The organism is Pseudorhodoferax sp. Leaf274 (genome assembly GCF_001422445.1).
Taxonomy (GTDB): domain Bacteria; phylum Pseudomonadota; class Gammaproteobacteria; order Burkholderiales; family Burkholderiaceae_C; genus Pseudorhodoferax.
The window spans coordinates 298,959-313,288 of record NZ_LMNA01000030.1 but is presented as its reverse complement, the minus strand read 5'-3'; the positions used below and the strand labels follow the sequence as shown (position 1 = coordinate 313,288).

Annotated in this window: 10 protein-coding genes; 8 read left to right on the top strand and 2 right to left on the bottom strand. The window is 72.3% G+C overall.

Translation table 11 applies throughout. The annotated features are described in order from the left end of the window. Positions 1–11 precede the first annotated feature (11 nt). From tagH to tssM, 6 genes are all read left to right on the top strand, one after another. The gene (gene tagH, locus ASF44_RS28220) at positions 12–1,820 is read left to right on the top strand and encodes a type VI secretion system-associated FHA domain protein TagH (RefSeq protein ID WP_056902590.1); all 1,809 of its coding nucleotides are present in this window, start codon (positions 12–14) and stop codon (positions 1,818–1,820) included. Further along, the gene (locus ASF44_RS28215) at positions 1,817–2,638 is read left to right on the top strand and encodes a PP2C family serine/threonine-protein phosphatase (protein WP_082525103.1); all 822 of its coding nucleotides are present in this window, start codon (positions 1,817–1,819) and stop codon (positions 2,636–2,638) included. The genes tagH and ASF44_RS28215 overlap by 4 nt, the downstream gene beginning before the upstream one ends. A gap of 119 nt (positions 2,639–2,757) precedes the next feature. Beyond that, positions 2,758–3,144: a DUF4280 domain-containing protein gene (locus tag ASF44_RS28210; RefSeq protein ID WP_056902589.1), complete on the top strand. Its 387-nt coding sequence runs from the start codon at positions 2,758–2,760 to the stop codon at positions 3,142–3,144. Between the two features lie 22 nt (positions 3,145–3,166). Further along, positions 3,167–4,504, top strand: coding sequence for a type VI secretion system baseplate subunit TssK (gene tssK, locus ASF44_RS28205; RefSeq protein WP_056902588.1), 1,338 nt, complete (start codon positions 3,167–3,169; stop codon positions 4,502–4,504). Positions 4,505–4,508: 4 nt separating this feature from the next. Beyond that, entirely contained in the window at positions 4,509–5,882 is a 1,374-nt protein-coding gene (locus ASF44_RS28200) for a DotU family type VI secretion system protein (protein ID WP_056902587.1), read from the top strand. A 10-nt stretch (positions 5,883–5,892) separates the two neighbouring features. Then, complete coding sequence (tssM, locus tag ASF44_RS28195; RefSeq protein WP_082525102.1) at positions 5,893–9,471, top strand: type VI secretion system membrane subunit TssM; 3,579 nt, start codon at positions 5,893–5,895, stop codon at positions 9,469–9,471. 100 nt (positions 9,472–9,571) lie between these two features. On the opposite strand, the gene ASF44_RS28190 is transcribed toward tssM, so the two are convergent. Further along, a complete protein-coding gene (locus ASF44_RS28190) occupies positions 9,572–10,594 on the bottom strand; it encodes a hypothetical protein (RefSeq protein WP_056902585.1) in 1,023 nt (340 codons plus the stop codon). A 29-nt stretch (positions 10,595–10,623) separates the two neighbouring features. On the opposite strand from ASF44_RS28190, the gene tagF reads away from it, so the two are divergent. Then, the gene (gene tagF / locus ASF44_RS32240) at positions 10,624–11,295 is read left to right on the top strand and encodes a type VI secretion system-associated protein TagF (RefSeq protein WP_156374745.1); all 672 of its coding nucleotides are present in this window, start codon (positions 10,624–10,626) and stop codon (positions 11,293–11,295) included. A 103-nt stretch (positions 11,296–11,398) separates the two neighbouring features. Next, positions 11,399–13,282: a type VI secretion system contractile sheath domain-containing protein gene (locus ASF44_RS28180; RefSeq protein WP_056902583.1), complete on the top strand. Its 1,884-nt coding sequence runs from the start codon at positions 11,399–11,401 to the stop codon at positions 13,280–13,282. Between the two features lie 65 nt (positions 13,283–13,347). Here the strand turns inward: ASF44_RS28180 and ASF44_RS28175 are convergent, their stop codons facing one another. Then, a complete protein-coding gene (locus ASF44_RS28175) occupies positions 13,348–14,322 on the bottom strand; it encodes a hypothetical protein (RefSeq protein ID WP_156374744.1) in 975 nt (324 codons plus the stop codon). Between the last annotated feature and the right edge of the window lie 8 nt (positions 14,323–14,330).

The following is a 14,330-nucleotide window of genomic DNA, read 5'->3' as shown; positions in this document are numbered from 1 at the left end:
GGAAAGAACCCGTGATCACGCTGACCGTCATCTCCTACAACGGCGCGCCCGGCGACAGCGGCCTGAGTGCCAGCTTCGACGAACTGGGTGGCACCATCGGGCGCGCGGACACCAACCAGATGGTGCTGCCCGACCCGGACCGCGCCATCTCCCGCGTGCACGCGCAACTGGTCTTCCGCAATGGCGGCTTTGCCGTCGTCGACCGTGGCTCCAACCCGATCCTGGTCAATGGCCAGGCGGTCGGCAACGGCCGCGAACAGCGCATCCAGGCCGGCGACCAGATCCAGATCGGCGGCTACGTGCTGGCCGTGAAGGCCGGCGCGCCGGGCGCGCAGGCGGCGTCCGGCAGCGACCCGTTCGCCGACCTGCTGGGCCCCGCATCGGCCGCCAGCATCGAGCGCGCGGGCGGCGCCACCCCGCTGCGCGACCCGCTGGCCGGCCTGGGCTTGCCGCCGGCCGCGCCGAATGCCGGCGGCCAGCGCGCCATGCCGGCGCCGCCCGCCGCACCGGCCATGGCCGGCGGCATCCCGGAAGACTGGGACCCGTTCGCGCCGGAAACGCCGGCCCCGGCCTCCAGCGCCAGGCCGGGCTTCGGCGCGGGCAACCCGCTGGGCCTGGACCCTGGCGCCGCGTCCGCCGGGCCGCTGATCCCCGGGATGGGCGGCGCCGCCGGCGGCGAGAGTTCGCTGGACGATCTGTTCGGCCTCAAGGCGGGCGGCGGCACCGGTGCCGACCCCTTCGCCAACTCCGCCCTGAGTGCGCCGGCGGCTCTGCCCAACATGGCGGCCGATGCCGACCCGATGGCCTCGCTGAACGCCGCGCCCCGCGCCAGCGCCGCGGCCGCGCGCGACGATTTCTCGGAGCTGAACCAGCCGTTCTCTTCGCGGCTGGCGCCTTCTGCCGCGCCGGCCGGGCCATCCGCTGCCCCATCCGCTGCCCCATCCCCTGCCCCAGCACCGGCCCCGATGCCAGCGTCGGCCCCCGCCGCTGCCCTGCCCGCCGGGGCCGTGCTGTCCTGGGGCCAGGAGCAGGCCGACACCTCGCACACGGTGATCGTGCCGGCCCGGCGCGCCGCGGCCGACCCGCTGGCGCCGCCCGCGCCCGCTCCCGCAGCACCGGAGCCCTGGCCGGAACCGGCGCCGGCCGCCACGCCCGGCCCGGCCGCAACACCTGTCGCGGCGCCTGCCGCTGCCGCCGGACACACGCCGGCCGCGCAGGACGGCGACACGGCTGCGCTGCTGGCCGCGTTCCGCGAAGGCCTGGCCGTGCCGGGGCTCAGCATCGACCGGCTCACGCCCGAGCTCATGCGGCTGGTCGGCCAGCTGATGCACTCCTGCGCAGCGGGCACGGTGGACCTGCTGGTGGCCCGCGCCGCACTCAAGCGCGAGGTCCGCGCCGAGGCCACGATGATCGTCGCGCGCGAGAACAACCCGCTGAAGTTCTCGCCCACGGCCGACGCCGCGCTGCAGCACCTGCTGTCGCCGCCCACGCGCGGCTTCATGCCGGCCGCGCAGGCCATGGACGACGCCTTCGACGACCTGCGCGCCCACCAGTTCGGCTTCGTGGCCGGCATGCGCGCGGCCCTGGCCGGCATGCTGGAGCGCTTCGACCCGGCCGAGCTGGAGGGCCGGCTGACGCAGCGCTCGGGCCTCATGTCCCTGCTGCCGGGCAGCCGCAAGGCGCGCATGTGGGAAGTGTTCACCGAGCACTACGCGCAGATCAGCGCAGAGGCCGAGGACGACTTCCACAGCCTGTTCGGCAAGGCCTTCCTGAAGGCCTACGAGGAACACATCGACCAGCTCAAGGAGCCCCGCCCGTGAACGCGCCCGAGCCCGAGGCCGGGCCCCTGGCCGAGCGCCTGGGCGCCAGCGGCACGCTGCCGCAGATCGCGCTGGCGATCATGTCGCGCGTGGGCGGGCGCAGCCACAACGAGGACGCCTGCGGCCACTGGCATTCGGACCGGCAGCTGTGCTGCGTGGTGGCCGATGGCGCGGGCGGCCATGGCGGCGGCGACATCGCCTCCAAGCTGGCGGTGCGCCACATCATCGAGCAGTTCGCCGCCGCGCCGCTGTCGCGTCCCGACGAGGTGCACGACCTGCTGCTGGACACCAACACCACCGTCATCCACCACCGCGCGGACGGGCCCGGGCAGGCCAACATGCACACCACCGTGGTGAGCCTGTTCATCGACCTGGAGCAAGGCCTGGCGCTGTGGGGCCACGCCGGCGATTCGCGCATGTACCTGTTCCGCGGCGGCCAGATGCTGGCGCACACGCACGACCACAGCGTGGTGCAGTCGCTGGTCGAGGCCGGGCTGCTGCAGCCCCACCAGATGCGCACCCACCCGCGGCGCAGCGAGCTGCTGTCGGCGCTGGGCACGCAGGCCGAGCACCTGCACATCACCACCGCCACCAAGCCCTGGCACCTGCAAGACGGCGATGTGTTTCTGCTGTGCACCGATGGCCTGTGGGAATACGTCAACGAGGTGGAGTTCAGCGCCAGCCTGGCGCGCGCGGCCGACCCGCACGCCTGGCTGACGGCCCTGGAGCAGCTGGTGCTGCGCAATGCGGCGCACGCCGGCAACGCCACGCACGACAACTTCAGCGCCATCACGGTGTGGATCGGCAAAGGACATTGAGATGAACCCACCCCGTTCGGCTGTCTCGCTCCGTGCAGACATGCCATACACCTCAGGGGCAGCCGCCACCGGCCTCGCAGAACCAGTGCCGCGGCCGCGCCGCGCCATGGACCACTGACATGCCCAACCAGGTCTGCACCGGCGCCCTGCTGCAATGCACCTTCGGCATGGCGCCGTCCACGTTCATCGCCACGCCCAAGATGGTCATGACCAGCAACATGGATGCCGGCAACATCATGGACAACAAGCCCATCGCCAACGTGCCGCCGTTCGGCATGTGCAGCTCGCTGGCCAACCCGAGCGTGGCCAGCGCCACCGCCGCCGCGCTGGGCGTGCTCACGCCCATGCCGTGCGTGCCGGTGTTCCCCGCGCCCTGGGTGCCGGGCGTGCCGACGGTGCTGCTCTCCAACATCCCCGCCCTGGACGACACCTGCAAGCTGATGTGCGCCTTTGCCGGCGTCGTCAGCATCAGCTTCGCAGGCCAGGTCACCCACCAGATTCCCTGACCGACAGGATCGTGAAACAACCATGACGTGGACCAACAAAGTCATCTGGACGGAGGGCATGTTCCTGCAGCCCCAGCATTTCCAGCAGCATGACCGCTACACCCTGTCGCAGGAACTGCAGCGCTCTGCCGCCCAGCAGGCCTATGGCTGGGGCTTCCTGAACCTGTCCATCGACAACGCCGCGCTGAACCTGGGCAAGATCGCGCTGAACGCGGCCCAGGGCCTGATGCCCGACGGCGTGGCCTTCGACATCCCGGGCCAGGACGCCGCGCCGGCCGCCCTGGACGTGCCGGCCGACGTGCGCGACCAGCTCGTGGTGCTGGCGCTGTCGCTGCAGCGCCCCGGCGTGGCCGAGACCGATGCCGAGGGCGACGCCGGCTCCATGCCGCCGCGCTACACCGCCGCCGAGATCGAGGTGGGCGACACCAACGTGACGGGCGAGCGCATGGCGCCGATCCAGATCGGCCGGCTGCACCTGCGCATCATGCTGGCCCGCGATGCGCAGGAAGGCTACGCCACGCTGGGCCTGTGCCGCGTGGTCGAACGCCGCGCCGACAACAAGCTGGTGCTGGACACCACCTTCATCCCGCCCACGCTGCACAGCGGCGGCAACGAGATCCTGGCGTCCTACCTGCGCGAGCTGCACGGCCTGCTGCACCAGCGTGGCGAGGCACTGGCCGCGCGGCTGGCCCAGCCCGGGCGCGCCGGTGTCGGCGAGATCGCCGACTTCCTGCTGCTGGAGGCGATCAACCGGCACGAGCCGCTGCTGGCGCAGTGGCGCCAGACTTCGATCCTGTCGCCCAAGGAGTTCTATTTCGGCGCCGTCTCGCTGGCCGGCGACCTGGCCACCTTCGGCGAACGACGCCGGCCGGCGGACCTGCCGGCCTACCTGCACGACGACCCGGCGCGCTGCTTCAAGCCGCTGATGGACAGCCTGCGCCAGTCGCTGTCGATGGTGATGGAGCAGACCGCCATCCCGATCGAGCTGCAGGACCGCAAGTACGGCATCCGCGTGGCCATCATCGCCGACGTGGCCCTGCAGCGCAGCGCCCAGTTCGTGCTGGCCGTGGCCGCGCAGCTGCCGGGCGATGCGCTGCGCGCGCGCTTTCCGACGCAGGTCAAGATCGGCACCGTCGAGCAGATCCGCAACCTGGTCAACCTGCAGCTGCCGGGCGTGCTGCTGCGGCCGCTGCCGGTCGCGCCGCGCCAGATCCCCTACCACGCCGGCTACAACTACTTCGAGCTGGAGACGCGCGGCAACGAGATGTGGCGGCAGCTGGAAAACTCGGGCGGCCTGGCGATCCACATCGCGGGCGATTTCCCCGGGCTCGAATTGCAATTGTGGGCAGTGAGGGCTTGATGCCATGACCCAGGACGACAGGAACGACCCGTTCGCGGCCTTCAATTCCGACAAGACGGTGATCAAGCCGTCGGCCGGGCGGGCGGCCGTGCGGCCCGCGGCCACCCCAGGCCCCCAAGGTGGCGGCGCCGACGCGCCGGTGCCGCCCGCGGGCGGCGCACCGGCCGGGCGCGATGCGCCGCTGGCGCTGGACGCGCTGAGCGCCACCGGGCTGAACCCGCTGGTCGCCGCCGCGATGCCGCTGCTGACCGCCGCGCCCACCATGCGCGCGACCGCGCACCATGCCAATCCCGCCGGGCTGCGCGAGGCCCTGGCCGACGGCCTGCGCAAGTTCGAGACCCAGGCCCGCGCGCAGGGTCTGCCCAACGAGCAGGTGATCGCGGCGCGCTACATCCTGTGCACGCTGCTGGACGAATCGGCCGCCAGCACCCCGTGGGGCGGGGCCGGCGCATGGTCGGCCCAGAGCCTGCTGGTGCAGTTCCACAACGAGACCTGGGGCGGCGAGAAGGTGTTCCAGCTGATGTCCAAGCTGGCCGAGAACGTGGCCGGCAACCGCAATTTGCTGGAGCTGCTGTACGTGGCGCTCTCCTTCGGCTTCGAGGGCCGCTACAAGGTCATCGAGAACGGCCGCGCCCAGCTCGACAGCGTGCGCGACCGCCTGGCCCAGATGCTCAAGCAGCAGCGCGGCAGCTACGAGAAGGCGCTGTCGCCGCGCTGGCAGGGCCAGCCGGCCGGCGGCGTGCGCCTGCGCGACGGCGTGCCGCTGTGGGTCATCGCCTCGGTCGCGGCGCTCTTGCTGACGCTGGTGTTCATCGGCCTGCGCTTCCAGCTGGCCGACCTGGCCCAGCCGTCCTTCGCGGTGCTGCAGTCGCTCGATGCCAAGGCCGCCCAGGTGGCGGCCCCCTCGGCGCCGCCGCCACCGCCGCCGCCCGCTGCCGCGCCGCGGCTGGCCCAGCTGCTGCAGCCGGAGATCCTGGCCGGCCTGGTGCAGGTGCAGGACTTCGCCGACCGGTCGGTCGTCACCGTCAAGGGCGACGGCTTCTTCGAGCCCGGCAGCGCCACCATCTCCAGCGCCGTGCGCCCGCTGCTGCCGCGCATCGCGCAGGCCATGGCCGAGATCCCGGGCCAGGGCCAGGTGCTGGTCACCGGCCACACCGACAACCAGCCGATCCGCACCGTGCGCTACCCGTCCAACTGGCACCTGTCGCAGGACCGTGCGGACACGGTCAAGGCCGAACTGGTCAAGACCCTGAAACCCGAACGCGTGCGCGCCGAAGGCCGCGCCGATGCCGAGAGCGTGGCCGACAACGGCAGCGCGGCCGGCCGGGCCAGGAACCGCCGCGTCGAACTGACGCTGTTCGTCAAGCCGGCCGAGTGAGGTACCCCGCATGAAAAAGATCCCTCAAGCGTTGCTGCGCCCGCTGCTGCATCCCGTGGTGTTCGGCCTGCTGGGCCTGCTGTGCCTGTCGGCCGTGGTGTGGTGGGTCGGCCCGCTGGCCACGTTCAAGGGGCACACGCCCCTGGGCAGCGAGGGCGCGCGCCTGCTCGTCATCGGGCTCATCGTGCTCGCCTTCGCCGCGGTGTGGCTGTGGCGCTGGCTCAAGCGCCGCCGCGCCAACGCCGCGATGCTGGCCGGCATCAAGGGCGGGGCTTCGTCCGCCGACCGCGAAGCCCAGGTGCTCGACCAGCGCTTCGCCGAGGCCCTGAACGTGCTGCAGGACAGTGCGCGCAAGACCGGCAGGCGCGGCCTGTTCAACCGCGGCCAGTACCTCTACGAGCTGCCCTGGTACGTGTTCATCGGCGCGCCGGGCTCGGGCAAGACCACCGCGCTCCTGAACGCCGGCCTGACCTTCCCGCTGGCCGGCAAGATGGGCCAGGCTTCCGTCAAGGGCGTGGGCGGCACGCGCAACTGCGACTGGTGGTTCACCGACGACGCAGTGCTGATCGACACCGCCGGCCGCTACACGCTGCAGCAGTCCGAGCAGAAGACCGATGCATCGGCCTGGGAGAGCTTCCTCGCGCTGCTGCGCAAGTCGCGCCCGCGCCGGCCCATCAACGGCGTGATGCTCACGGTCAACGTGCAGGACCTGCTGCAGCAGAGCCCGGCCGACCGCAAGGACCACGCGATGCGCCTGCGCACCCGCCTGCAGGAGCTGCACGAGCGCCTGGGCGTGCGCCCGCCGGTGTATGTGCTGGTCACCAAGACCGACCTGGTGGCCGGCTTCAACGAGACCTTCGGCGACCTGGGCAAGGAAGAGCGCGACCAGGTCTGGGGCTTCAGCTACACCTACGACCCGCACGGCACCGACAGCCCGATGCAGCAGTTCGGCAGCGAGTTCGCGGCGCTGGAAAAGCGCCTGCGCGACCGGCTGCTGGACGCCATGCAGGCCGAGGGCGATGTGCGCAAGCGCGCGGCGATCTTTGCCTTCCCGCAGCAGTTCGGCGGCCTCAAGGGCCTGCTGGGCGGCTTCCTGGAGCAGGTGTTCGACGGCGGCGCCGCGCTCGAGCAGCGCGCGCTGCTGCGCGGCGTGTACTTCACCAGCGGCACGCAGGAGGGCACGCCGATCGACCGCGTGATGGGCACGCTGGCGCGTACCTTCGGCGTGAACGGCAAGGCGCCGCCGGTGGCGTCGGCGCGCGGCAAGAGCTTCTTCCTGAGCCGGCTGCTCAAGGAGGTGGTCTTCGCCGAGCAGGGGCTGGTCGGCGAGAACCGGCAGGCCGAGGTGCGCCGCCGCCGGCTGCGCCTGGCCGGCGTGGGCCTGCTGGCGCTGGTGAGCCTGGGCGTGCTGGCGGGCTGGGGCGTGAGCTACAGCCGCAACAAGGCCTACCTGGCCGAGATCGAGGCGCGGCTGCCGGAGGTCAAGCGCGCGGTCGACGCCCTGCCACCGGCCGCCAACGGCGATGTCACGGCCCTGCCGCAGGTGCTGAACCAGGTGGTTGCCGCGCCCGTGCCCACGGGCTTCGCGCTGGACGCGCCGCCGCTGCTGAACACGCTGGGGCTGTACCAGGGCGACTATGTGGGCGCCGGCGCCAACATCGGCTACCAGCACCTGCTGGACCATGCGCTGCTGCCGCGCGTGGCGCGGCGCCTGGAAGAGCGGCTGCGCGCGGTCAACCGCAACAACCTGGAGCTGGCCTACGAGGCGCTCAAGGGCTACCTCATGCTGTACACGCCCGAGCACTTCGATGCCGAGGCGCTGGCCAACTGGGTCACGCTGGACTGGGACATGAACCTGTCGGCCACGCTCAGCGCCGAGCAGCGCGAAGCCTTGAGCGCACACCTGCAGGCCGCGCTCTCGCGCGGCGCGCCGGCCGCCCTGGCGCCGATCGACCGGACGCTGGTCGCCAACGTGCGCGACATGCTGGTGGCCTACCCGCTGGAGTACCGCGTCTTCAGCCGCCTCAAGCGCGCCCGCGTCGGCAGCGACTTCCCCGAGTTCTCGGTGGCATCGGCCGGTGGGCCCAACGCCGCGCAGGTGTTCGAGCGCGCCAGCGGCCAGCCGATCACGCGCGGCGTGCCGGGGCTGTTCACGCGGGAGGCCTACTTCAAGACCTTCAAGGGCTCGGTCACGGCGGTGGCCAAGCAACTGGCACAGGAAGAGCGCTGGGTGCTCGACGTGAAGACACCTGTCAACGCGCTGGGCAAGGCCAGCGTCGGCGCCGAGGACCTGGACACCCGCGTGCGCCGCCTGTACCTGCAGGAATACATCAAGGTGTGGGACCAGTACCTGGCCGATGTGCGGCTGGTCAAGCTCGGCGGGCTGGACCGCAGCCTGGCCGTGGCGCGCGTGCTGGCCGCGCCCGATTCGCCGCTGACCGCCTACCTGCGCGCGGTGGCGCGCGAGACCCAGCTGGAGGCGATGGCGCTGGAGGCCGCCAAGGCCCCGGGCGCCGCGGGCGCGCTCGCTGCCACCGGGCTGGCCGGCCAGGCCAGCAAGGCGCAACAGGCGCTGGCGGCATTGGCGGGCGGCAAGCCCGAGGCCGACAGCGGCAGTGCGCCGGGCCGCCCGATCGAGGCCATGGTCGACGACCATTTCGCCCGCATCCACCGGCTCGTGGCCGGCACGCCTGCGCCGATCGAGGAAACGATGAAGCTGTTCAACGAGGTCTATGTGCAGCTGACCGCGGTGGACGCCGCGCAGAAGAGCAAGTCGCCCCCGCCGCCGGGCGCGGGCGGCGGCGCGGCCAAGGCCGCCGCGGCGCTGCAGCCCGAGCCGATCAAGTCCATGCTCGAATCGCTGGCCGACGCCGGCGCCAGCCAGAGCCGCACGGCCGAGCGCCAGGGGCTGTCGGCCGAGTTGCAGCCCATCGCCAGCTTCTGCAGCAAGACGGTGGCGGGCCGCTACCCGTTCGCACTGGGGTCCAAGTCCGATGTGCTGCCGGACGACTTCGGCCAGCTGTTCGGCGTTGGCGGCATGCTGGACGAGTTCTACCAGCGCCGCCTGGCCGCCGTGGTCGACACCGGCGTCACGCCGTGGGCCTACCGCCCGCTGACCGATGGCAGCAAGCCCGCCGGCGGTGCCGCGCTGGCCGACTTCCAGCGTGCCGCGCGCATCAAGGAGGCCTTCTTCCGCAACGGCGGCAAGCAGCCGGGCTTCAAGGTCGACCTGCGCGTGCTGGAGATGGGCGAGGGCATGAAGGAGCTGACGCTGGACATCGATGGCCAGCCGCTGAAGTTCTCCGCCGCCAGCACGGCAGCGCAGACCGTCACCTGGCCGAGCAGCAAGGTCGCCTCGCAGATCCGGATCCATGCCGACGCCGACGCACCGCAGCTGTTCGAAGGCCCTTGGGCGCTGCTGCGGCTGATCAACAGGTTCGAGGTGCAGCCCTCGGCCCAGCCCGAGCGGTTCACCGTGCTGCTGGACCTGCAGGGCAAGAAGGCCAAGCTGGAGGTGATCTCGGCCAGCGCCATCAACCCGCTGCGCATGCGCGAGATGCAGACCTTCCGCTGTCCCGATGCGCTGTGATGCAGGGCAACGCTTGCACTGCGCACCGGGAGGCGCCGTGCGCCGAAGCCGGGCCGGTGCGCCGCGCGTGAAGGCTGCGCAGTCGGCCGCGGGCGGCGGCTCAGGCCGCCACGCTGGCGCTGCCGGACAGCCCGGGCGCCGCCAGCAACGCCAGCGGGCACGGCTGGCCGCAGCTGCCGGCCGGCAGGCCCAGCTTGGCGTTGGCGCTCAGGGCCAGCAGCATGGCCAGGGGCGGGACGCCGGCCAGGTTGGCGCTGGCCACGGCCTGCAGGTTGAGGGCCACCGGCGGCACCGCCGGCACGGGGGGCACCGGTGCCGCCAGCGCTGCCGTGGCTGCGGCCTTCGCCGTCACGTTGAGGTTGGCCAATGCGGCCAGCGGCAATCCGGACAGCGCGGCCTTCAGGCTGGCCATCGCGTTCATGGCCAGCAGGTTGACGCCCAGGCCTGCCTGGACCGTCGCCACCATCGACACCAGCCCGGACAACTGCAACAGCGCGGGCAGGTTCAGGCTCAGCGACGGCAGGCTGGCCACCATGCTGGCCAGCGCCGTGGCCGAGGCATTGGCCGCCAGTGCGCCCTGCGCGTCCATGCGCAGCCCCAGCGCCGCCATGGCCGCCGCCACGGCGGAGACCTGCACGGCAGCGCTGGCCGATGCGTCCAGCCTGGCCTGCAGCGCCAGCAGCGCGCCGCTGGCCCGCAGGTCGATGCCGAACGCGGCCTGCACCGAGAGCACCAGGGCGGCCAGCTGCGTGAGCCCCGTGAGGCCCAGCGTGACGTTGGCCAGCGGCCCGGCCTGCAGGGCCAGCATGCTGCCGGCGGCCTGGAACGATTGCACCGTGGCCGCCAGGCTGGCCTGCAGCGACGCCTGCACGGCCGGCGCCATGGCCGCCGTGAGGCGCATGCCCATCGCCGCCTGCAGGGATGCCGACAGGCTGGCCATGGCGGTGAGGTTGGCCGTCAGCGCAGCCTGGGCGGCGGGCATCGGCCCGAAGCCGCCGAGCGCCGGGCCGGCGGCCACCGCGAGCAGGCTGGGCGGCAGCGGTGGCACCAGGTGCAGTGTCGGCGGCAGCAGCGTCAGCGAAGCCACCAGGCTGCCGAGTCGGGCAGAGCAGAAGCAGGTCATGGCAGGCTCTCGGAAGGAACGGCGCGGCCATGATAGCGAGCGCATGGACCAGCGTGGCCGCCCATGACGGCGCCAGCGCAGCCGGCTGGTACGGCAAGCTGCCCAGCCTGGGCGACTTCGCCTCGCGCCGGCTCGATCCCGGCTTCATCGAGACCTGGGACCTGTGGCTGGCCGAGGGCCTCGCCGCGTGGCGCGGGCGCGAGCCCGCCACCTGGCTGGAGCGCTACCTGGCCAGCCCGAGCTGGCGTTTCGTGCTGGCGCCCAGCGCATTGCCGCTGCCGGCAGGCAGCGGCTGCTGGGCCGGCGTGCTGATGCCCTCGGTGGACCGCGTGGGCCGCTACTTTCCGCTCACGCTCGCGCTGCGCCTGCCCGCCCTGCCCGCCACGCCGGGCGCGGTGGGCGCGCTGCTGTCCTGGCTCCAGCGCCTGAACGACCTGGCGCTGGATGCGCTGGACGAGGACTGGACCGCGGAACGCCTGGAGACCGAGCTGCTGCGCCTGGGCGGCCCGGCACCGGCCACGCCCGAGTGGACCGATCCCGCCCACGCGCCCGGCCTGGGCCGGCTGGCCCCGGGCCAGGCCTGCTGGATGCATGGCGACGCCCACGGCGCACTGCGTGCCCACACGCGCGAGGGCATGCCGCGCGGCACCGATTTCGACGCGCTGCTCGGCGCCCGCGTACCGCCAGCGGGCGAAGGCTAGGCCATGCCCGCGCCCACCCGCTTCCCAACACCGGCACCTTCACCGACACGGACGGCGCGCCGCGCTGCGCCGTGACCACCACCACCCCTCCAAGGAAGACACCATGAGCGACGAACTGAACTTTGGCGGCATCGACGCAAGCGCTCCCCAGTGGAACGCCCGGCGGCCCATGCGCATCGCCATCCTCGGCGACTTCGGCGCCGGCGCGCTGCGCGGCCGCCTGGACAAGGGCGCCGCGCTGGCCAGGCGCAAGCCGCTCAAGGTGGAGTTCGACACGCTGGAGGACGCGCTGGCGCGGCTGGACCTGCGGCTCACGCTGCCGCTGGGCGCCGACGGCGCGCCGGTGGAGATCGCCATCACCGAGCTCGATGCCTTCCACCCCGACACGCTGTACCGCGAGGTCGAGGTCTTCTCGGCGCTGGCCGCGCTGCGCAAGCGGCTCAACACCCCGTCGACCTTCGCGGCCGCCGCGGCCGAGGTGCAGGGCTGGGGCGGCGACGCCACGCCCAGCGCATCGCGCATGGCCCGCCAGGGGCGCGCGCGCGGTGCGGCGCCATCGGCCGGTGCGCGGCTGGACGACTTCGCGCGCCTGACCGGCCGCCCCGGCGTGGCGGCGCAGGCCGACGATTCCATCGACGCGCTGCTGCGGCGCATCGTCGGCCCATTCGTGCAGCCGGCCGCCAGCCCGAACAAGGACGCGCTGGTGGCGACGGTCGATGCGGCGCTGGCCGATGCCATGCGCGCCGTGCTCAGCCAGGGCGACTTCCAGAACGCCGAGTCGCTGTGGCGCGGCGTGGACTTCCTGCTGCGCCGCCTGGAGACCAGCCACGCGCTGCAGGTGCACCTGATCGACATCAGCGCCGAGGAGCTGGCGGCCGACCTCAGCGCGGTGGACGACCTGGCCGAGTCCGGGCTGTACAAGCTGCTGGTCGAGCAGCCCGCGCAGGACGCCGACGGCGGCTACAGCTACATCGCCGGCTGCTACCAGTTCGAGGCCAGCCCGCCGCACGCCGAACTGCTGGGACGCGCCGCCCGCGTCGCCGCGCATGCCGGCGCGCCGTTCATCACGGCCATCGCCAGCGACGCCTTCACCGACCGGCGCGAACCGCCGCACCGCCTCGTGCGCGAGGCGTTCGCGGCGCTGCGGCAGCTGCCCGATGCGTCGTACCTGGCGCTGCTGGCGCCGCACTTCCTGCTGCGCCATCCGTACGGCAAGAAGAGCGATCCGATCTCCAGCTTCGCGTTCGAGGAATTCAGCCGCTCGGCCGGCCTGCGCGGCATGCTGTGGGGCCATCCCGCGCTGCTGGCGCTGTGCGTGCTCGGCGTGCGCGGCGGGCAGCTGGCCATCGGCGACCTGCCCTTCCATTTCTACGTGGACGCCGACGGCGACAGCATCGCCCTGCCCTGCACCGACCGCCTGATCGGCACGCAGGCCGCCAGCCTGCTGCGCGACTACGGCATCAACGCGGTAATGGCGCACAAGGGCGAGGCGCTGGTGCGCCTGGCCGGGCTGGAGGCCGTCAACGGCGACGGCCTGGCCGCGGGCCCGGGCGCGGCGCCGCGCAAGGCGCCGAGCGACAGCCGCGGCGCGGTGGGCAGCAAGGTGGCAGGCAAGGTCGGCGTGGACTGGTCGCCCGCGCAGCGCGGCGCCGGCACCGTGGCCGTGGGTGCGGCCATGCCACCGGTCGCCGATGCGCCGCCGCGGGCCGTCACGCCCGATGCCCCGGACGCGGGCGCGCAGGACGGCGGTGCCGGCCTCCAGGCCGAGGCAGCGGACACGCCGGATGCATCGGCTGCACAGGATGCGCTGCCAACGCCACAGACCCAGGAAGCCCAGAACCCCGCCGTCGATGCCGCGCAGAATGAACTCGATGCGCTGCTGGCCAGCTTGGGCGACGACAGCCCCGCGGCCGACCCTGGCGCCGAGCCCGCGGCGGAGCCCGAGATGGACCCCGAACTCGAGGCGCTGCTGGCCTCCCTGAAGTGAGCATGCGCGGCGTCCGCCCCCGGCACTGCGCCGGCGCCGGGTCGCCGCGCGCGGGCGCGCCAGGTTCAGCCGATGGCCTTGATGATCGCCACGGTGGCCCAGCCGTAGAACGCGATCGGGAACAGCACCACGCACCAGCGGTCGATGCGGAAGGCCAGTTCCTCGCGCCCCGTGACCTCGAACTTCAGGCACAGCGAGGACATCAGCAGCGACACGAAGATGAAGGCCAGCGCCACCATGTGCACCTGGTCTGCCACCGTCATCACGCCCGAGTCGGGCACCGACGAGGCCGCGATGAACGCGCTGGCCGCCACCGCGAACAGCGAACCGACGCCCATGCCGAAGCGCGCATCGAGGTCCGACGGCTTGACCATGAACGCCACGAAGGCCACGGCCGTGGCCAGAAGCACCGTGCTGAGCAGCTTGATGGCCGAGCCGTAGCTCTCGCGGTGGATCTCCATCGACATCACGAAGCGCGAGAACTCGGACCGCGCGTCGGTCGGCAAGGACGGGTCGCCGTAGTTGGTGCGGTAGACCTTGGGCACGACGCTGGTCGTGAAGTTCGACTCGGTCCAGCCGGCCATGTCGATCTCGTCGCCCAGCCGCGAATTGGCGGTGTCGGGCACGAACACCAGCTCGTCCTGGGACTTGCCGCTGTCCTCGATGTGGACCTGCATGGTGTGGGCATCGAAGGGGAAGTTGGCCAGCTCCCAGTTCTCCGACATGGTGGCGCGCACGCGGACCGACGCATAGCTGATGTCGCCGATCTTCTTCTCCACCACGCTGCTCTTGTCCTCGATCTTGCCGTTGATGAGCTCGACGCTCTCCAGCGGCTTGTAGTCTTCCAGCGCACCCGTGGCCTTCCAGCGGAACCACAGGAAGAAGTCCAGCGTGTACTTGTTTTCCTTGAAGTTGAGATCCTGGATCTTGTTCACATAGCTGCCCGCGACCACCTGGCCGGGTTCGGCCAGCGCCGCATGCGATGCCAGCACCAGCAGGGCCGAGAGGAGCGGTGCGGCGCAACGCTTCAAGATATTCATCATCAGGT

Coding starts and splice junctions, on each gene's coding strand:
- tagF (WP_156374745.1), top strand. CDS start 10,624: ATGATAGCGAGCGCATGGACCAGCGTGGCCGCCCATGACGGCGCCAGC.
- ASF44_RS28180 (WP_056902583.1), top strand. CDS start 11,399: ATGAGCGACGAACTGAACTTTGGCGGCATCGACGCAAGCGCTCCCCAG.
- ASF44_RS28175 (WP_156374744.1), bottom strand. CDS start 14,322: ATGAATATCTTGAAGCGTTGCGCCGCACCGCTCCTCTCGGCCCTGCTG.
- ASF44_RS28210 (WP_056902589.1), top strand. CDS start 2,758: ATGCCCAACCAGGTCTGCACCGGCGCCCTGCTGCAATGCACCTTCGGC.
- tssM (WP_082525102.1), top strand. CDS start 5,893: ATGAAAAAGATCCCTCAAGCGTTGCTGCGCCCGCTGCTGCATCCCGTG.
- ASF44_RS28190 (WP_056902585.1), bottom strand. CDS start 10,594: ATGACCTGCTTCTGCTCTGCCCGACTCGGCAGCCTGGTGGCTTCGCTG.
- ASF44_RS28200 (WP_056902587.1), top strand. CDS start 4,509: ATGACCCAGGACGACAGGAACGACCCGTTCGCGGCCTTCAATTCCGAC.
- tssK (WP_056902588.1), top strand. CDS start 3,167: ATGACGTGGACCAACAAAGTCATCTGGACGGAGGGCATGTTCCTGCAG.